Genomic DNA, 19,735 nt, shown 5'->3' on the forward strand with positions numbered 1-19,735 from the left:
TTAATCCCCTTTTACTACTCCCTAACATTTAGTACCTCTAAAACTTCCTTAAACAACACCGAACCCCTACCAACAGCCAACTCCAAAGGAACTTCCTTAACTCGCCCATCTCTCCTCACCATAACAACCCCATTCTCATAATCAACCCAAATCTGAACATCCTGCACATAATAACTCTTAATAGAAGAGGCCTCATCTAAGTTGTTATGATCCAACTCAACCTTAACCTGCTTCGTAAAGCGACGTAGCGTTTTCCAAAGAGTTCTTTCTTCTTTTGATTTCATGAAGAGTTCTGGGAGTTCTTGTACTTCTTTTAATAACGACATAGTTGTTATTGTGTATGTTTGAATGCCATATCCTACTGGGCGGATGAGATGGTCTAGTTTTTTCCATGGTTCTAGTTCGAAATGTACATAATTATCGTTTTGTTGCATTTGAATGTTCTTGATTTTAGCTACGTATTGAATTCCACCTTTTTCTCCGTACCATTTTTTCGGTGCATATAATGCTATGTACTTTGCTTCTTGCCATCCTGGTTTTAACTGTGTGACTGGTAACTGGTATAAGCCTTCTTTTCTATATGCTTCATAGTCGGCTTCAGTTTTCACACCGCCCACTAATACTTTTTCTTCTAGCGAGGAGTGCCATTCTTCTTTTGTTCCTCTTGGAAGGATGCCTTCTCTTATAATTTCTTCTGGGCTTTTTTCAATGAGATGGTCTAGAAATTGTTCGACTAGTCTTGTTGCGTTTGGTAAGAATGGAAAGCCACCGATATTTACTTTTTCGATACTCTTATAAAATGGATGGTTCTCGTACGCTTCCTCTTGGTTCCACGGGAATAGTACGTACGCTCCGTAAGCTGTTCGCTCAAAAGGCCCCTCTTGTTCTACTACTAGTGCGTCTCTGTAACGATGCATTGTGTTAATATCTTCTTCCATTGGCCCAGGGGTGCCATACTTCCTTTTATAATGAGATCTTTCAGCAAAATCAATTCGGTATTTCGCATCAAAAATGTATTGATATTGATACTTCTTTCCCTTTTTCTCTATAGCGAGCATCGTATCTGGCTTTTGTGTAACTGTTGGCAGTCTACCGTTTCTTTTCTGGAAATAAAGTTCTATTACTTCATCAGTGACTGGATGCTTGAACGTTCTTTTTGCAGTTTTACTTTCATCAAGCGTTACGTATAAACCATCTTGTTTAACTTGAATAACATCTTGATGGAGCGGTATATATTTTTTAGATAGAATTTGTCCAAGTTTTAAATACGTCCAATATTCGTATAATCTAGCGACATCTTTTACTGACATTTTGAAAATTTGTCCTCGTAATGTTAAGCCTCGTGATAGCATTAAGAAAATTTGATACGCATCTCTATAGCCAGCCGCCATTTGGATTACGAGCGAAAAGACTGAGCGATCTAATTTTCCTATTCCTCGCCAAAATGGATCGTTCAATTCATTTTTCATTCGATACTTCATATTTCTTACACGTTCTAACAAATCTTCATCAGTTACACCACGTGTATATCTAGACTTTGGCTCTAGCGCCTTAAGTAAATCTTCTATTTTATGTACGACTCTTTGAATCATCCATTTAACAAATCTATTTTCTAACGTATCATAAGACACTTCCTTATAAGCTGTAATGCCTTTAGTCGGTATATTATTTTCTCCTTGCAGCAAGTATGGTCGCTTTCGCAAATAGTTCATTCCGACAGAATCCAATTTACGAATTTTTTCTCCTCGTACTAGTTGATGTCTAGTCATAAGCGTATGATGTGGTTGTCTTTTAATGTGAGAGATCGACTTCATAAACCGCTCAAAGGAATCATTTAAAATACGATAAAATTCACTCTTCGATGGATTTGTAGCATAAATTGCAGATGCTCCTAAGTAAGTTCTCTTTAGTAAATGAAACGCTAAATTATAAATTTCATCATTTACTTCATCTAATAAGGCTTTGTAATCATCCTTATAATCCAGTTTTGCCGGGAAAACTTCAAATGTAACAGTTAATAAAGTATCTTGATCATCTTTAATTTCAAACGTTGTATTTCCTACTTCATTTGGAAATGAAAGATTTCCCATTAACACATGAAGTGATCCCATTTGAATGGAACTAACTTGCTTTCGAAATCCTGGATGTTCATGATAAAAAGAGAGCTGCTTGTTATTTTTCGGAACAACAACAAGCTGATAACTTCTATTTTCAAAAAAGATTGGTGGATGTTCATTCCATTCGTCTAGCCTCTGCAATCTAGCATCAAATACAGAAACGGCTTCTGCCTTCCCAGCTACACGAAAATACATCATTTCATCCGCGTTCATAGCGTGATATTCTTTTAAACTCTCATATTTTTCATGATAAGGATTTCCTTTAATCGTCAATGATAGCTCCGCTGTTTCAATCTTAACTAGCTCTATCTCATTATTAGATCCAGAAAGAGGTGAAACCATCATACTCGAACCTCCTTAACATATGAGACAGCTTGTTAGCTGAACGAGGATACTTAGCATAGGAAGCGTCATTATTGCCACTATCATATTCTTCATTTGCACATAATACATACAACTGCTTTAATACCTCTTCTGTTCTTCCATCGCTTCCTGCAAGACGCGGTAAAATCTTTTGATATATTTGATAATCGAGTGCTTCATCAAATGACAATAACTTTCCTTGTTCGTTGTATACCATATAGAAACAAATTTCATCTCTTATACGGTATCCAACTTGAGCCCCCACTGATTCAAGTATTTTATTTATTTTTATTAAAAGGTTCGATATATTTCTCACAAGATCTTCGTTTTCTTTAAAACATTCTTTTAGATGAAGATACTCAGTTTCTAAAGAGCGATTTGAAACAATTTCGGCTTCCTTCTCTTCTACATCCATTAAGAAATTAAAATAATCTAAGCTAACAGTATTAAACTCAATCGTATTTGCTCGATCTAATACTTTCTTACTTAACGGATGTGTCGTTTCGTCCATATTTACAGTTCCGATAATATATACATTTGATGGAATCGTAATATGCTTATTCGTAATTGATTCTGGAAGTACCGGTGACGTAACAATTTTTCCATCTTTCCATTTACGACTCTCGATTACACTTAAAAAGTCACTAAAGTAGTATTCTACTCGAGCTAAGTTCATCTCGTCTAACACTACAAAATACGGTCGATTTGGATTTGCATCTGCATTTTCAAGAACTTTAATTAACGGTCTTTCTTGAAACTCGCCTTGAAGATTCACATAGCCAAGCAAATCAGAACTATCACTCCAATCAGGTCGAACCGGAATAAGCGTAAATTGTCCATTCTCTTCCGTTGCCCCTAAACTTTCCGCAAACCACTGCACAATTTTCGTTTTCCCTGTACCTGAAATACCTGATAAAATTACAAACGGCTTCGTCTTTAATGAAAGGAAGAAATTAATAAGATCCTTTTCCTCATAATAGAAACCTTTACTTTGAATATAAGAAGACACATGATCAATAATGGATTGCTGATCTAAATGAACTTCTTTCCTCTCAGAACTTGCTTCATACTTAATACCTTTCTCTTTATAGTTAATGAATCCCTCATAGTAGTGAAGCATTTCTTTTAAATCTTCTACTAACTCAACCTCAACTGGCATTTTGTTCACATCGTATACAATGTAGGCAGCTGTTGAATTTGCATAATCCATCGCTCTTGAACTTGTACCAAGGAAAATATTATCGTCTTTCTTCACCTTTTTAGACATATATATATGTTGACGAACTTCTTGCTTAATCTTCTCCATTTCTTCGTTAGGCGTATCTTTTACCCCTTGTCCTATAGTTAGATACAATCTTTTCATATCTTCACTAAATAAATAAACGATATAGTATCCCCTCTGAGTCGATTTGGTAATATCCTTATTCATAATAGCAATCCACGGAATAGATGCCCAATTCCCTTGTCCAACCGAGCCAGTAACGATGTGCTTACTGTCATTCATAAAAGGTAAACACTTAATTTCTGTCGTTATGTCCTTTCGAACCAATTCAGCCAATTTATGCCCTTTTGCACTCCCCTTTTTTGCATCTAGATAACCGTCCATTATCCTTAAAAATCCTTCACGTAAATTACTGTTCATACTACCGCCCTTTTCCCCATCATCTTTTACATATTGTTCAACAGAAATCCATTCATCATTAACTAGTCCCGCTTGTTCAAGCCAATCTAGTAAATTATTCGTACGCCGCCTCGCTACCGATTCAACCATCAAATTATCCCCTAATGAATTCCGGACAATTGTCATTCCCAAATCAACTAGAGCTAATTTCTTTTCATTCTTTGAATACTTCTCTAACAATCCAAGAACAAATAAAGCATGACGGAAATATTCTTGTTTTAAAACTAACTGTGCCATGTAGCTTTTCTTATCTTCCGATTGAACACATTCGCTTAATAGCAACTGATTCATTTCATGAGATTCATTCAAAAAGCCCAACAATCTTAAATCTTGGCGCGCATTAGATTTCACTCTATATAAACTTTCATCCGTTTGTTCACGTAACGTACTTGGATTATATGTACCATTCATGATCTCTTCTAAAAAGAGCATGACTTTATCGTATTTTTCGCTTGGTAGATTATCGGTTTTGAATTCTTTAAATGTAATAGCTCCCGATTCTTTTACATCCACAAATGGAAGCTGTGAAAAGAAAGCTACCAAGAAAGTATTACATTCACACGCTTGTCCAAAATCTTCACTATTTACTGTACGCATAGCGATAAATTTTCTCCAAGCATCCTTAAGAATTTCAAAACTCACTTTAAAATAAGGTGATGCTTCCTCTTCATATTGCTCACGTAAAAATTTAGCTTCAACGTATAATCTTTCATCATCTTTATTTATAACCAAATAAGTTTTATCACCATTTATATCTTCAACCTGCTCCGTTAATTTAGCCAATTCAATTATGAGTTGCTCTAACATTTTCATCCCCACCGTTACAATAAATTACAATTACTACTATTTTACCAAACTATGTATAAAAGAAAAATCATACGCCATACTGTATGATCTACTAATTCCTATTATTCCCCACTAGCTCCCCATACTCCTGACTACTCTGCTCAAGAAATATCATACTCTCCCCACTCCCCTTATAAAAACTCTCCCAACCCCGCTCCCTCAAAATCTCCTTCCAACTATCACTCTCAACCATCCTCTTAATAACACCATCCCAATAAGCAACCTCTTCCTCCGTCATATCTTTTGGGCCCATAATGCCTTTCCAGTGCTGGAATATGACGTTGATTCCTTGTTCTTTCCATGTTGGGATTTCTGGTAGTCGATCTAGTCGTTTTGGTGCGGATACGGCTAGTATTTTTATTTTGCCGGCTTTGTATTGTTTTTCGGCTTCGGATAGGGTCATGGTTGCGGCACCTATTTGTTTGTTCGTTAGGGCGTTTATGATTTTTTCTTTGTTTTCGTAGACGAAGAATTGTAGTTCGGCTGGGTTTATGCCGAAGGCTTTGCTTACTTGTACGAATGATAGGTGATCGTCGTTTCCTAAGCCTGGGGCAACTCCGATGTTGAAGTTTTTCTTGTTTTGTTTTAGTTGTTCCATTAGTTCGTTTGCGTTTTCTATGTTTGAGTCTTTTGATACGACAACGACTTCCCAGTCTGATGCTAGTAGCGCGAGCGGCGTGAAGTCTTTATATGTTAGTTTACTGTGGCCTAGTAGGTTGTTCGTTATGAGTAAGCTTGAGTTAATCGCCAGTACGTGACCGCCTTTTTGTTTCGTATATTTCCATCCGACATCACCGCTGCCACCTATTTTGTTTGTGACAGTAATTGGTTTTGTGAAGATTTTTTCTTCTGCGAGCGTTTTTTGCATCGCTCGTGCTGTTAAGTCCCATCCGGCTCCTTGAACGTTCGGCGCAACGATTTCTACTTCTTCTATGTTTACTGTATTTGTTTCGGATTTTTCCGAGGAACAACCAGCTATTACTCCTGTCATGATCCATATACATAGTAATAATCTTTTTTTCATAGTCCTCGTCCTATGCGATATTTTCGTTCTGGTCGTCCGATAATGCCGTATGTGTATTCTACTGTGCACTCGTTTGTCGCTACTAAGTATTCTAAATATCTTCTTGCGGTTGTTCTGGAGGCCCCCATTTGTTCTCCCATTTCTTCTATTGTAATGCCCTCTTCGAATCCTTTTATAATGCCTTTCACTTTTTGCAGTGTTAACGGATCAACGCCTGTCGGTAAGTTTTTTATATCTTGTGTTTGCGACATACCGAAGAAGTTATCGATTAGTGCTTGATTCACTTCATTGTTACTATGTAGTAATTGCTTTTTTCTTTTATAGTCTTCAATTGTGCGAACGAATTTTTCTAACGTGACCGGTTTTATAAGGTAGTTACTTACGCCGTTTCGGATTGCTTTTTCTAGCATATAGTTTTCATTCGCTGCAGTAACCATAATGACGTCAACGTTTGGAAAGTCAGCATGGATTTGTGGTAATAAGTCTGTTCCAATTCCATCTGGTAAATAATTATCTAATAGAAGCAAATCGATTTCTTCCTTTTGTAGTAGTTCCATCGTTTCTTTCGCGTTCAATGCTTTTCCGATTACTTTTACGTCCTTTATTTTTGATAAAAACTCTTCCTGAATTTGCGCGACGCGGAAATCATCTTCTGCAATTGCAACCTTCAACATATGTCCATCCCCCTGTTTGTCATGTACTTTCTTTCAATGTTTTCGGAAGGTAAATTGTAAAAATAGCTCCCCCATTTTTCTCGTTTTGAATTTCAATCGTTCCTTCTAGTACATCTACCATTTCTTTCACGTTTGCTAGTCCGTAACCACGATTATTTCCTTTCGTTGAAAATCCTTTTTGAAAAATGGTCGTTATTTTTTCAGCTGGTATTCCTACTCCGCTATCTATCACTTCAAACACAATATCGTGCCCAATATCCGTAACGAAGAAGGAAACACTCTTTTCCTCTCGCTCACTCACCGCATCAAATGCATTGTCGATTATGTTTCCAAGTATCGTAATAAGGTGCGAAACTTTTATATGGTCTGGTAACGGATGAAGTGCACTATCTCCTTCAATATGAAAATTAATTTTCTTCTCAGACGCTGTTCCGATTTTTCCTAATAAAATAGCTTGTACTTTCGCATCGTGAATTTGATGGAATAAAATATGGTTTTGGCTTTGATGAATATTAGATTCTTGCTGGATAAATTCAATTGCTTCTCTGTAGTGCCCTAACTGAAGTAATCCTGATAAGACGAAAAGCTTATTTGTAAACTCATGCGTTTGAGCACGCAAGTCCTCTGAATACTTTCTTACCTCAGATATCGTATTCACTAAGTTTTGCAGTTCTGTTTTATCTCTAAAACTACATACAACGCCTACCGTATTATTATTTTCGAGTATTGGTGTCATGTTTAAAATAAACACTTTATCTTGAAATGCGATTTCTTGATCGTTTTCTAGTACTCTCTCCATATGAAATTCCGGTAAAACTTTTGAAATGTGCTGCTGCATATAATCACCATTTACATATAGCATTTCTTCTGCCGAAGTGTTCATCATCGTAATAAAACCATTTTGATCAATGGCGATAATTCCTTCTTTTATAGATAGTAGTATTGCACTTCGTTCCCGGTATAGCGCTGCAATTTCATTCGGCTCTAAACCGAGTGTATCTTTACGAATGCTACGTGCTAAAAGAATGCCACCAACAATTCCAGCTAGTAATACAGCTAAGGAGAAGAGTATAATTTCTTTCGTTCTGCTTAATATGTTAGATTCGATACCTTTTATTAAAAACTCTACTGTCACAACGCCTACGACTTGATCATAGTCTCCGTTATGAACAATAATGGGCGCTTTCGCCATTAAAGCTGGACCACTTTCACCATTTCCTTCAAGCGTATAATAACCACCAAAAGTAAGTGCTTCATAGTTATATGGATTGTTACTCTTGGTACCAATTAACTCCGAATTAGAATGCGAATACATAACTCCATAACGATCTTCTATAATGATATAATCTGCACCAGCTTGCTCACGAACTTGTTCCGCAATGGATTGAATCGTACTTTTATGCTCGTTATTTTGAAAAGCATCTTTTATAGCAGGCATAAAAGAAAGCGACTTCGCTGTTTGCAGTGCTAGCTGCTCCACTTGGCGCTTCGTATCAACGGACTGAATGTAAACAAATATTCCTGCTAATAGGAGAACGACAAATAAAATTAACGCGATAATTAAGCTTACTATTTTCGTTTGTAATGACACTTTGCGTGATTTCTTCATACTTCATATCCTTTGATAAAATATTCAAAACTATCAATCTCCTTTTTCTATTATTATGACAAAACGAATAATGAAGCAACTATTAAAAATATCCATGTTCATAAAGTACAAAAAGAATAAAATTGTCATAATATTGAGATTTCATTTGAAGAACAGTACAATTCAACTACAATGAACACGCTTTCATATTTATCATTTTATTACTAAGCAAGAGGAGGAATGATTATGGCTCAAACAAAATCCAATCGAGTCGCCGGCAATATTTTCAAAGGTTCTGTCGGTAATTTAATTGAATGGTACGACTGGTACGTTTACTCTGCTTTTGCTGTTTATTTTTCAGCAGAGTTCTTTCCTAAAGGCGATCCAACGAGTCAATTATTGAACACAGCGGCTATTTTCGCAGTTGGATTTTTAATGCGCCCTATCGGAAGTTTACTAATGGGACGTTATGCAGATCGGCACGGACGCCGAGCAGCATTAACGCTTTCGATTACAGTTATGGCAGGTGGTTCTTTCATTATCGCCTGTACACCTAGTTACGAAAGCATCGGTATTATGGCACCAATTATTTTAGTTCTTGCCCGTTTACTACAAGGATTATCACTTGGCGGAGAGTACGGAACTTCTGCCACATATTTATCTGAAATGGCTAGTAGTGGTCGCCGTGGTTTTTATTCAAGCTTCCAATATGTAACGCTCGTTGCTGGGCAAATGGTTGCGTTAGGCGTTCAAATTGTTCTTCAGCAATTACTAAGCGAACCAGATATGAAAGCTTGGGGCTGGCGTATTCCATTCATTATTGGAGCGATGGGCGCAGTAGCTGTATTATGGCTTCGCCGCACGATGGATGAATCAGAGCAGTTTTCAAACATAAAATCACAAAAACGCGAAAGCGCAGGAACTGTTCGCACTCTTATGAAACACCCGAAAGCAGTATTAACAGTAGTCGGCCTAACACTCGGAGGCACTGTTGCATTCTATACGTACACAACATATTTACAAAAATTCATGGTAAACACAGTCGGTCTTCCGAAAGAAGTTGTAAGCTGGATTAACTTTGTCGCACTACTTATTTTCGTCGTACTTCAACCAATTGCAGGGCTACTATCCGATAAAATCGGACGCCGTCCACTATTAATGGCATTCGGTATTCTCGGAACGTTACTAACAGCGCCGATCTTCTTCTTTATGGAAAAAACGACAGAACCAATCGTAGCGTTCTTACTCATGATGGTCGGTCTCATTATCGTTACTGGTTACACATCGATTAACGCAATTGTAAAAGCAGAGCTCTTCCCAACTGAAATTCGCGCACTTGGCGTAGGTTTACCATATGCACTAACCGTTGCAATATTCGGCGGAACAGCCGAGTTTATCGCATTATGGCTAAAGAGTATCGGAATGGAATCACTATTCTACTTCTACGTAGCCGGATGTATCGCGATCAGCTTTATTACGTATTGGCGTATGGATGAGTCATCGAAGACTTCGCAGATTGAGGCGGAGCTTGGTGGTGGGGATCGTTTGAAGAATGGTACTAGTTCAAAATAATACACGGAAGGTCACTTTGGAAAAGGTGGCCTTTTTATACTCTCCCAACTAATCCCACACCCCCAAAAATTATATCAGCGATTATCCAATTATATCGAACACAACTCCGAATATATCGACGATTCGACACAATATATCGACTTACCGACAAATTTCGCAAAAAACAGCGCCAAAACTACCAACCAATCCCACACCAGCACCCACGCCCCTACAAAAGAAAAAAGCACCAGATCCCCCCCCAGTGCTTTTCCCCACTCTAAAACAAATGACAAGCCACCTCATGCCCCTTCGCAATCTCGACCATCTTCGGTACTTCCTGTGCGCATTTTTCAGTGGCGAATTTGCAGCGCGTTCTGAATTTGCAGCCGGATGGTGAGTTGAGTGGGCTTGGTACTTCTCCCTCTAGAATGATCCGATCTTTCCCTGTTTTTGTTGGATCTGGTTCTGGCATGGATGAGAGCAGTGCTTGTGTGTACGGATGTGCCGGTTTTGTGTATAGGTCTTCGCTGTCGGCAATTTCTACTATGTTTCCTAAGTACATGACTCCGATTCGGTCTGATATGTGTCTTACCATAGATAGGTCATGCGCGATGAATAAGTATGTGACGCCTGTTTCTTCTTGTATGTCTTGCAGCATGTTTACGACTTGCGCTTGGACTGAGACATCTAGTGCTGAGATCGGTTCGTCGCATAGGATGAAATCTGGTTTTACAGATAGTGCGCGCGCGATGCTGATGCGCTGGCGCTGACCTCCGCTAAATTCGTGCGGGTAGCGATATAAATGTTCTTCTTTTAAGCCTACCTTTTTGAGCAGGTCTAATATGATTTCTTTTTGTTCTTCTTTTTCATAAGATCCATGAATGTTCATTGGCTCACTAATAATTTGGAATACGTTCATCGACGGATTTAATGATGCGTATGGATCTTGGAAAATGATTTGCATTCGTTTTCGATATTCTTTTAGTTCACTTTCCTTTAAGCTTGCGATGTCTTTTCCGTCAAATAAAACGTTACCTGAAGTGACATCGTGCAAGCGAATGATACTTCTTCCTGTCGTTGATTTTCCGCAGCCCGATTCTCCTACTAATCCGAATGTTTCACCTTTTTTAATTGTGAAACTTAAGTCATCGACTGCTTTTAATTGCTCTGTTTTTCTGCCGAATAGTCCTTTTTTAATAGGAAAATACTTTTTTAAGTTCCGAACTTCAATTAAATTTTCTTCATGCATGGAAATCACCTACCGCCCTATCATTTAACCAGCACATGGAACGCCTTCCGTCTCCGATTTCAAAATACGGTGGACGTTCTTTTTCACAAATGTCCATCGCATGCGGACAACGCTCTGCGAATGGGCAACCTTGTGGCGGGTGTAATAAGTTTGGCGTTACACCTTGAATTGGTGCGAGCCTTTCTTTTACACCGTTCGATATTTTCGGTAAAGAGTTTAATAGCCCCTTCGTATATGGATGATTCGGCGATTGGAAAATATCAAGTACAGGCCCCTCTTCCATAATAAGACCGCCATACATAACGATAACGCGTGTACAGTTTTGCGCGACTATCCCTAAGTCATGTGTAATAAGAAGTAACGCCATATTCGTTTCATTTTTTAAGTTTTTCATTAAATCTAGTATTTGTGCTTGTATCGTTACATCAAGCGCTGTCGTCGGTTCATCCGCAATGAGAAGATCTGGATTACAAGACATTGCCATCGCAATCATAACCCGCTGCTTCATACCGCCGCTTAGTTCGTGCGGATATTGTTTTACCCTTTCTTCTGGCGACGAAAGACCAACTTGTTTTAGCAAGTTAACCGCAATCTGCTCTGCTTCTTTCTTTTTTACTTTTTGATGCCGTATAATTACTTCCGTCATTTGCTTCCCAATTTTCACAACTGGATTTAGCGCAGACATTGGATCTTGCGAGATAAGTGAAATTTGATTTCCTCTAATAGAACGTAATTCTTTTTCAGATTTAGAAAGGATGTTTTCATTATGAAAAAGAATCTCCCCTTCTTTCACTTTCCCTGGTGACGCAACGAGAGACATCACGGACTTAGCCATTACACTCTTTCCGCTTCCAGATTCCCCAACGATACCAACTACTTCTCCTTTATTTAAACGAAATGTAACGCCGCGAACAGCTTCCACTTCTCCACTTTCTATGAAAAAAGAAGTCTTTAAATTTTTCACTTCTAATAGTTTTTCAGACACGCTTCTCACTCCTTTCACGTAACACTTTAGTTTTCATTTCCAGCCCCTTTTGGTGCGAAAGCTTTCTTCAACGCTTCACCAATTACGTTAAAACTTAGGACTGTTAAAAGAATAAGGAATCCTGGGAAGAGCGTTAAATACCAAGCTTCACCGATATATCCTTGCGCATTGTTTAGCATACTGCCCCAAGAAGAATCTGGTTCTCTAATACCTAAACCTAAGAAGCTAAGTGATGATTCCATTAAAATTGATGTCGCAATCGTTAATGTCGCGGCGATAATAATGGTTGATAAAATGTTAGGAATGATATGTCTTACAATAATCGTGAGTGATTTTTGTCCTGACACTTTTGCATATAAAACGTACTCACGCTCTTTTACAGATAAAGTCTCTGCTCTTACGATACGAGCGGTGTCCATCCATGTTAGTAATCCAATAATAAGAACTAACGTCGTAATCCCCGGTTTTAAATAAGCATTTAATAACAGCATTAAAAAAAATGATGGAATTGACATAAGTACTTCAACAACTCGCATTAAGAAGTTGTCTAACTTTCCGCCAAAATATCCGCTAATTGTTCCAACTGCGGTACCGATTGTAACAGATACAACCATTGCAAGGAAACCAACCGCAAGTGAAACGCGTCCACCATATAACGCCCTCGTTAAATAATCTCTTCCGTAATCATCCGTTCCGAAAGGATGACTCATACTCGGTTCTTGTAAGCGATCTGGAATCGACATTTTACTAGGATCATACGGTGATACAAATGCGAATATCGATGCAATCGTTAAAACCGCCAGTATAATAACTCCCATTAGTACAAACTTATTTTTCGTAAAACTACTTTTTATCGTTTGAAATCTCCTATTATTCATTCCAAATCACCCCCTCATTCGAATGCGCGGATCTACTACGCCATATAAAATATCAGCAATTAAGTTACCGAGAATTAACATGAAGGATGATAGTAATGTAATTGCCATAATAATTGGATAATCAAATCTAAAAATAGCATTTACCCCAAGTGAACCAAGACCTGGCCATGAAAATACTGTTTCCGTAATAAACGCTCCGCCCACTAAACTTGGAATAGATAATCCGAAAATTGTAATGATTGGTATTAATACATTTCGAAGTACGTGATTAAATAAAACTGTTTTCTTTGAAGCACCGTACGCATATTGAATTTGTACATAGTCTTCTTCTAATTGTTGAATTGTACTGGAACGAATATATCTCATATAAACAGAAACATTTTGGAACGCAAGCACCATACAAGGTAAAATACCGTGCTGTACAATATCCAAGAAGGAATCTTGGCCGACCGTACGCATACCCATACTCGGAAGAAGATTCAACTTTAAAGAGAACAAGTAGATTAATAGTAACGCGAACCAAAAGACTGGCATTGAGATTCCCACATAAGAAATAAAGTTTACAATGCGATCAAAGATAGAATTCTTTTTCACACCTGTAAGTAGTCCAAGCGGGATTGCAATTACAAATGAGACGAGTAAAGACGATCCCATTAAGCCGATTGTCGCAGGTAACCTTTCTACAATAAGATCTAAAACAGGACGGTGATTTTGCAGTGAGTAACCAAAGTTCCCTGTTACAATATTTTTTAACCATAAAATATACTGCATATAAATTGGTTGATCGAGCCCTAAACTTTTACGAATACGCTCAACATCAATTGGGCTCATATTCGGCGTGACAAAGTTTCGAACAGGATCGCCCGGTGCTAGTTTTATTAATAAAAAAGAGATAATAGAAATAACAAATAAAAGCGGAATTGCATTTAAAAGCCTCTTCGCAATTACTTTATACACAAACTTCCCCCCTCAAGCTAAAGAAGCTGATTTCCACCAGCTTCTTTACTGTTTGTTTCTTATTTCACTTCATAAATCTTAGATACATCTTCAAACATTGTGACAGGAATTGCTTTTGCTTCTTTCAATCCATCAAACTTTTTATCTACTGCAATAACTGCTTTCGGATACGCAATTGGTAGATAAGGTAAATCTTCTCTAGCTGTTTCTTGAATTTTATGATATAGTTCTGCGCGTTTTGTTTTATCTGTTTCAACTGCAGCTTCTTCCCATAACTTATCGAAATCAGCGTTTTTATAACGTGCATAGTTGTATTCAGCATTACTTAAGAATAAGCTCTTATATGAATCTGGCTCAGGTCCCATTATGTAACCACCGAATGTAATATCGAATTCTTTATTCTCTTTATCTAAGCTTTTGTCACTTGCTGCACTAGCATCTAATGCATTCAGTTCAACTTCTAAGCCAACTTCTTGTAATTTTTGCTGTGTATAAAGTGCTAAGCTTTCCATAATTTTATTATTCGTTACATACATAACGCGTACTTTTTCTTTATCTTTCACGCCAGCTTTCGCTAATAAATCTTTTGCTTCTTTTTTATCATACTTATAATCTTTAATGTCTTTTGCATAATACATAGCGTCTGGCGTTAAAATTGAATTTGCCGGTTCTGCAAATTGACTAGAAACGAATGCTGAGTTAATCATTTCTTTCTTATCTAATGCATGCGCAATTGCTTGGCGCACTTCTTTTTTCTTCATCAGATCTGTATTCATGTTATAAGATAAGTAGAATAATCTACCTTCTGGGAATGTCACCATTGAGAAGTTCCCAGTGCTATCTAATTTCTTAAAGTCTTGTGGCTCAATCATCTTCATGTTGATTTGACCATTTTGTAGTGAAACATTTGCTGTATTACGATCTTTTACAACGCGGTATACGATAGAATCTAATTTAGCTTTACCACCTACATAATCATCAAATCGATCTAATGCAACGTACTCATCAGACTTATACTCTTTAAACTTAAACGGACCTGATCCGACAGGTTGTAAGTTTTTCTTACTCTTCGCTAAATCTGCTTCCCCTTCAAATACATGTTTCGGAATTGGGAAGAAATCATTCATCACACCTTCGAAAGATGCACTTACTTGTGGTAAAACGAATTGAGTTGTTAACTCATCTACCTTTTTCACCTCAAGCGGTTTTCCTTTAAAAACAAAGTTTTCACGACTTGAGCTATTTTGCTTCTCATCTAAAATAGATTGGAATGTAAATGCTATGTCGTCTGATGTAATTTTCTTACCATCATGCCATTTCAAATTATCTTTTAACTTCAATGTCCACGTTAATTGATCCTCTGAAGGCGTAAAGCTTTCAGCAAGAACAAACTTCTTCTTACCGTCTTCCATATGATACAGCGGTGCATATAAAGCTTGCTGCACCGTTAACGACACACGATCATTCGCATAAAGCGGATTCATCGTCTCTGGGTTATCGCTAACACCAATCGTTAACGTCCCTCCATCTTTCGGAGTCCCTGATTTACTAGTGCCTGCTTGCTCCGAAGAATCTTTTCCTCCAGAACAAGCCGCTAATGCAATAAGTAGTATTAGGACAAATGGTAATGCAAATAATTTCCGTTTCATCTTTCGGCCCCCTCAAACTAGTTATACCCATAAGAAAACTCGGAATTAATCCCGAGTTTTCTTATAAGTTTTAAATTACCACTACCCGTATATAAAGTCAAACTTTTTCGTAAAACTAGGAAGTTTTTACATATCTATCAAAAATAAATTATAATATCATTATATTAAGTAAAAATAAAACAGGGGGGTGATAATGCATGCAATCAAAAATATTAAAAATCAAACTAAACACAGAAAATAAAAACCCTATATATGCAGTAAAACTAGCATGTCCTGAAGGAAAAGAACTTTATATTAAATTCGATTATACATATTGTAATAAAGCCTTTATGCCCTTAGAAGTAGGATACGATGGGCACGATAAGGGCGCAAAACTAGCATGGTATACGAGAGAAATAGAGAAAATGACCGTACAAGATTTTTTAGAAACCATTGCAAACAAAATAAATAAGAAATATGAATTCACATTGCATGCATAATAAATAAGGGGGGAATTCCTCTCCCCTTATTTATTACCCCTCAACCCAAACAAAAAAAGACCACCAAAAGGCAGCCCCTCTCAAAACTCAATCCTCTCCCCAACTCCGCGCTCCACCGCTCTCTCATACAAATACTTCGCAACAATTATATCCACTACCGCCAAACCAACCGATTTAAAAACAGTAATCTCTTCATCGTTTTCGCGGCCGGCTTTTTCTCCGCTTATAATTTGACCGAGTTCGGCGTGGAGGTTGCTAGCTTCGAATAGACCTTCTTTTATCGGAACTTGAAGGTCCCCTGTTTCTTCTAGTGCTGCTTCTTTTGATTCGACTACTACTTTGTTTGCATTACCAATAGCGTGGGATGGTAGTTCTTGCATACTTGGCCTGAATGAACCGACGGCGTTTACGTGGACGCCTTTTTGTAGTTTTTTTGAGAAGACTGGTGTGGATGCGTTCGTAGTTGTGACGATGATGTCTGCTTCGCTTATTGCTTCATTTGCGTTTTTGTGAACATAAGTAGGTGTATTGAATCTCTTTTGTATATATTGCGAGAATGCATATGCTTTTTCTTCTGTTCGGTTGTATAACATGACTCTTTCAATATGTCTAACTGCAAATACAGCTTCCGCAATTCCCTTCGCCTGTTCTCCTGTCCCGATAATACATAACGTTTTTGCGGTATGACGAGCTAAATGTTTTGTCGCTACTCCTGATAAGGCGCCTGTTCGAATCATCGTTAAGTACGAGCCTTCTAAAAGTGCGAGCGGTTCTCCCGTTTGAAAGTCGGATAGCATCACAATCCCGTTTATCGTTTTCTTTCCTATCTTTTTGTTCTCGGGCACTACTGTTACTACCTTTAAGCCAAGTGCCTCAAGTCCTTCCGCTACTGAGGGCATAATTAATGCAGTATTTTTCTCATTCGCAAATGGTAATGAACCGCGAATTGGCGTGATTGTTCTTTCTGCGGAAAACTCTTTTAAGGCAAGCGCCGCATATTCAATGACTTCATTCATATTTACTAAGTTTCGTTGTTCGTTCGCGCTTAGGACTAGCATATCTTTCCACCTCCTTCTTCTATCCTAACAAAAATCCCCGATTCAAATCATCTCTCGGGTCTACAACGAACTGATGAAATCCTGTAATAAATGCATTCCCCGTTACTTTCGGAACGACAGCTTCATATGTATGTACCGCTGTTACCGACAATACTTCCCCTTCAAATTTCCCGTCAGTAATACATTCGTGGACGAAAATTTCTCCTTTTTGCAGAGCGCCTTTTTCAAAAAGAGTTGCGATTCTTGCGGAAGTTCCTGTGCCGCAAGGAGAACGGTCTACTTGCCCATCAGCGAAGATTGTTACATTTCGTAACGTTGCGTCTTCCCCTTTCGGTTCATCTGAGAAAATAACGCCGTATATTCCTTTTAACCCTTCTTCAAGTGGATGCTTCACTTCCATCTGACTCTCAATGTAGCGCTTAATTTTACCGCCCCACGTTTGAATAGCAGCTAAGTCTTTAAAATCAACTTTCAAACCCAATTCTTTACTATCCACAACAGCGTAAAAAGCTCCGCCAAATGCGATATCTACTTGAAACTCATAGTTATCTATTTTAATAGGAACGTCTTTTTTGTATACAAATGAAGGAACGTTTTCAAATGATACGGACTCTACTTCACTCCCCCTATATGTTGCGTACGCAATGACTTCCCCAGCAGGGCTATCAATAATAAACTTTTGTTTTGTTTCAAACATACCAGTTTCAATTCCGACTGTAATAACAGCGATAATGCCGTGTCCACACATCGTACTCCATCCTTCATTGTGCATAAATAACACACCAAAATCAGCGTGAGCACTCGCAGGCGGAGTAATGATACAACCGTACATACCGTGATGTCCTCTCGGTTCATACATAAGAACCTCGCGAAGATGATCCAAATGTTCCATGCAGTATGCCCGTCTTTCTAGCTGCGTTTCTCCCTTTATTTCTGGCACGCCTCCTGTAATAATTCGAAGTGGTTCCCCAGCTACGTGTGCATCAATTGTTGTATACACTTTACTAACCTTCATTTCCATCTCTCCCCTATATGTTGATACTCTTTTTATTGCAAATATCATGCCAACGCATAGGGTATAAATTTGTATACATTGTTAAAAAAAACATACACTACTGTCTATTTTTTTATACACGGTCTTGAAGCTATTTTATGGAACACCTTGATACAACCGGTCTTATTATTTTCAATGGAAAGTTACTTCCACCCCCAACATATACTGTTCAAAAGCAAAAAGGAAGTGATCTCATGTATTACGGAACAAAAGGCTGGTACGTAGCCGAACTAAAGAAATTAGGCGTGCGCTATCATGAAGGACGCAAACTAGAAAGTTACCGCGGACACATCTTGCGCAATTTACTACTTGCACAACAAAAGAAATTAAAAGAACAGTAATATACTAATGTAACGATATCGACGATTCTCGGAATATATCAGCGATTTCACACAATATATCGGCGATTTTTTAAATATATCGGCGATTCGACATGGAATATCGACTTACCGACAAATTTCGCCAAATCCCTCCTCCATTCCACCAACCAATCACACATTCATACAAAGCAAAAAAAGGTCACCCAAACGGGTGACCTTTCTTCCTTATTCACAAACAAGAATTTGTCTAGAAAATGTTCCTTTTTTTGTAGTGCAGCGATCTGTAATTTCAAATCCTGCTTCATGAATCATATCGTCCATTGTTTCCATTGTAACAACGACTACCTTTTTAGCAATGCGGCGCGCGCTTGAAAGAATGGAGAGCTGATTTTCTGGTGTTGCGTGCGTAAATAAGTCATATGGCATGTCGATAATTGCGACGTCGTAATTATCCGTAATCTCCTCGATCGGGCCTTTCGTTATCGTCCCATCGAATCCGAAGTGTGCAATATTTTCTCTCGCTCCAATCGCAACGAGCGGGCTTATATCTCTACCAACGATGTTAATTCCCATCGAAAGAGCTTCTACTACAACCGTTCCAATGCCGCAGCACGGATCAATCGCTCTTACTCCCTCTGGATTTGGCACCGCAATATTTGCAACGGATCTTGCAACGCGTGTGCTAAGAGATGTCGAATAGCTACGTGGTTTTTTTATGTGGTGATACCAAACTGGTTCACTTTCTACATAGTGCCCGAAATACCAGCGTCCTCCAAGAGGAACAATCCCGAATACACGCTCTGGATTACGAACATCCGCTTCTCCTTCAATATGCATGCCGAGGTCTCGCTCTATCAGACGTCTTTCTCCATATTCAATTTTATTCTCTCCAACAAGGTCATTAATTTTAACGAAGATAACTTTGAACGTCGCCCCCGCCAAATCAATTTGTTCTACTTGTTCCAAAATACTTTCTAAGTCGTCTCCTTCATACATAACCTCAACGCGCTCTTTCATAAAAGGACTTCTACTCGGGTCAATTTTGACATCACTTTTCAAAATATTAACGTGGGACTCCATTCCAAAGAACGAGCGCATTTCCAAGTAACATAAAGCACGCTCCTCCTCACGAAATGCATACGTATATATACATGCAGGTGTTTTCCTATGATTATTCAATCTATGATCATCCTCTATATCGTTATAATTACAATACTTTCTTATATAAAATTAAATGATATCACATGCCTGAAATAAAGAGA

The 19,735-nt window shown here is 38.1% G+C and carries 16 protein-coding genes; 3 read left to right on the forward strand and 13 right to left on the reverse strand.

The features are described 5' to 3' along the window. Window positions 1-14 precede the first annotated feature (14 nt). The 5 genes from PQF83_RS19725 to PQF83_RS19745 form a co-directional block, all read right to left on the reverse strand. On the reverse strand, window positions 15-2,459 hold the full coding sequence (locus tag PQF83_RS19725; protein WP_002163734.1) for a restriction endonuclease-like protein: 2,445 nt from the start codon (window positions 2,457-2,459) through the stop codon (window positions 15-17). After that, on the reverse strand, window positions 2,434-4,968 hold the full coding sequence (locus tag PQF83_RS19730) for an McrB family protein (RefSeq protein WP_196240847.1): 2,535 nt from the start codon (window positions 4,966-4,968) through the stop codon (window positions 2,434-2,436). Before PQF83_RS19730 ends, PQF83_RS19725 begins: the two co-directional genes overlap by 26 nt. Before the next feature lie 91 nt (window positions 4,969-5,059). Continuing rightward, window positions 5,060-6,031: a tripartite tricarboxylate transporter substrate binding protein gene (locus tag PQF83_RS19735; RefSeq protein ID WP_000746620.1), complete on the reverse strand. Its 972-nt coding sequence runs from the start codon at window positions 6,029-6,031 to the stop codon at window positions 5,060-5,062. Next, window positions 6,028-6,705 (reverse strand): response regulator, encoded by a 678-nt coding sequence (locus PQF83_RS19740; protein WP_000921543.1) that lies wholly within the window; start codon window positions 6,703-6,705, stop codon window positions 6,028-6,030. The genes PQF83_RS19735 and PQF83_RS19740 overlap by 4 nt, the downstream gene beginning before the upstream one ends. Before the next feature lie 19 nt (window positions 6,706-6,724). Beyond that, window positions 6,725-8,314, reverse strand: coding sequence for an ATP-binding protein (locus tag PQF83_RS19745; protein ID WP_000749625.1), 1,590 nt, complete (start codon window positions 8,312-8,314; stop codon window positions 6,725-6,727). Between the two features lie 225 nt (window positions 8,315-8,539). Here PQF83_RS19745 and PQF83_RS19750 point away from each other — a divergent pair, with 225 nt between their 5' ends. After that, window positions 8,540-9,865 carry an MFS transporter gene (locus tag PQF83_RS19750; RefSeq protein ID WP_000079441.1) on the forward strand — a complete coding sequence of 442 codons (1,326 nt, stop codon included), beginning with the start codon at window positions 8,540-8,542 and terminating at the stop codon, window positions 9,863-9,865. Between the two features lie 256 nt (window positions 9,866-10,121). Here PQF83_RS19750 and PQF83_RS19755 read toward each other — a convergent pair whose 3' ends face one another. The 5 genes from PQF83_RS19755 to PQF83_RS19775 are packed head-to-tail and all read right to left on the reverse strand — an operon-like array spanning window position 10,122 to window position 15,562. Then, window positions 10,122-11,093: an ABC transporter ATP-binding protein gene (locus PQF83_RS19755; protein WP_000544145.1), complete on the reverse strand. Its 972-nt coding sequence runs from the start codon at window positions 11,091-11,093 to the stop codon at window positions 10,122-10,124. Next, window positions 11,086-12,078 carry an ABC transporter ATP-binding protein gene (locus PQF83_RS19760; RefSeq protein WP_001291143.1) on the reverse strand — a complete coding sequence of 331 codons (993 nt, stop codon included), beginning with the start codon at window positions 12,076-12,078 and terminating at the stop codon, window positions 11,086-11,088. Before PQF83_RS19760 ends, PQF83_RS19755 begins: the two co-directional genes overlap by 8 nt. 26 nt (window positions 12,079-12,104) lie before the next feature. Continuing rightward, the gene (locus PQF83_RS19765) at window positions 12,105-12,956 is read right to left on the reverse strand and encodes an ABC transporter permease (RefSeq protein WP_001065309.1); all 852 of its coding nucleotides are present in this window, start codon (window positions 12,954-12,956) and stop codon (window positions 12,105-12,107) included. Between the two features lie 6 nt (window positions 12,957-12,962). Continuing rightward, a complete protein-coding gene (locus tag PQF83_RS19770) occupies window positions 12,963-13,913 on the reverse strand; it encodes an ABC transporter permease (protein WP_000278767.1) in 951 nt (316 codons plus the stop codon). 59 nt (window positions 13,914-13,972) lie between these two features. Next, window positions 13,973-15,562: an ABC transporter substrate-binding protein gene (locus PQF83_RS19775; protein ID WP_000823584.1), complete on the reverse strand. Its 1,590-nt coding sequence runs from the start codon at window positions 15,560-15,562 to the stop codon at window positions 13,973-13,975. Window positions 15,563-15,759: 197 nt separating this feature from the next. Here PQF83_RS19775 and PQF83_RS19780 point away from each other — a divergent pair, with 197 nt between their 5' ends. Beyond that, complete coding sequence (locus PQF83_RS19780; RefSeq protein ID WP_001190848.1) at window positions 15,760-16,041, forward strand: hypothetical protein; 282 nt, start codon at window positions 15,760-15,762, stop codon at window positions 16,039-16,041. A gap of 80 nt (window positions 16,042-16,121) precedes the next feature. Here PQF83_RS19780 and PQF83_RS19785 read toward each other — a convergent pair whose 3' ends face one another. Continuing rightward, window positions 16,122-17,099, reverse strand: a complete 978-nt coding sequence (locus tag PQF83_RS19785) for an ornithine cyclodeaminase family protein (protein ID WP_000960719.1) — start codon at window positions 17,097-17,099, stop codon at window positions 16,122-16,124. 19 nt (window positions 17,100-17,118) lie between these two features. Then, on the reverse strand, window positions 17,119-18,162 hold the full coding sequence (locus PQF83_RS19790) for a proline racemase family protein (RefSeq protein ID WP_305037128.1): 1,044 nt from the start codon (window positions 18,160-18,162) through the stop codon (window positions 17,119-17,121). Window positions 18,163-18,251: 89 nt separating this feature from the next. Here PQF83_RS19790 and PQF83_RS19795 point away from each other — a divergent pair, with 89 nt between their 5' ends. Then, window positions 18,252-18,494 carry a YflJ family protein gene (locus PQF83_RS19795; protein ID WP_000400488.1) on the forward strand — a complete coding sequence of 81 codons (243 nt, stop codon included), beginning with the start codon at window positions 18,252-18,254 and terminating at the stop codon, window positions 18,492-18,494. A 204-nt stretch (window positions 18,495-18,698) separates the two neighbouring features. On the opposite strand, the gene PQF83_RS19800 is transcribed toward PQF83_RS19795, so the two are convergent. Beyond that, window positions 18,699-19,652, reverse strand: a complete 954-nt coding sequence (locus PQF83_RS19800; RefSeq protein WP_001059296.1) for a TRM11 family SAM-dependent methyltransferase — start codon at window positions 19,650-19,652, stop codon at window positions 18,699-18,701. Window positions 19,653-19,735: the final 83 nt, after the last annotated feature.

It is taken from the genome of Bacillus sp. FF-1 (assembly GCF_028548245.1).
GTDB classification, from domain to species: Bacteria; Bacillota; Bacilli; order Bacillales; family Bacillaceae_G; genus Bacillus_A; species Bacillus_A paranthracis.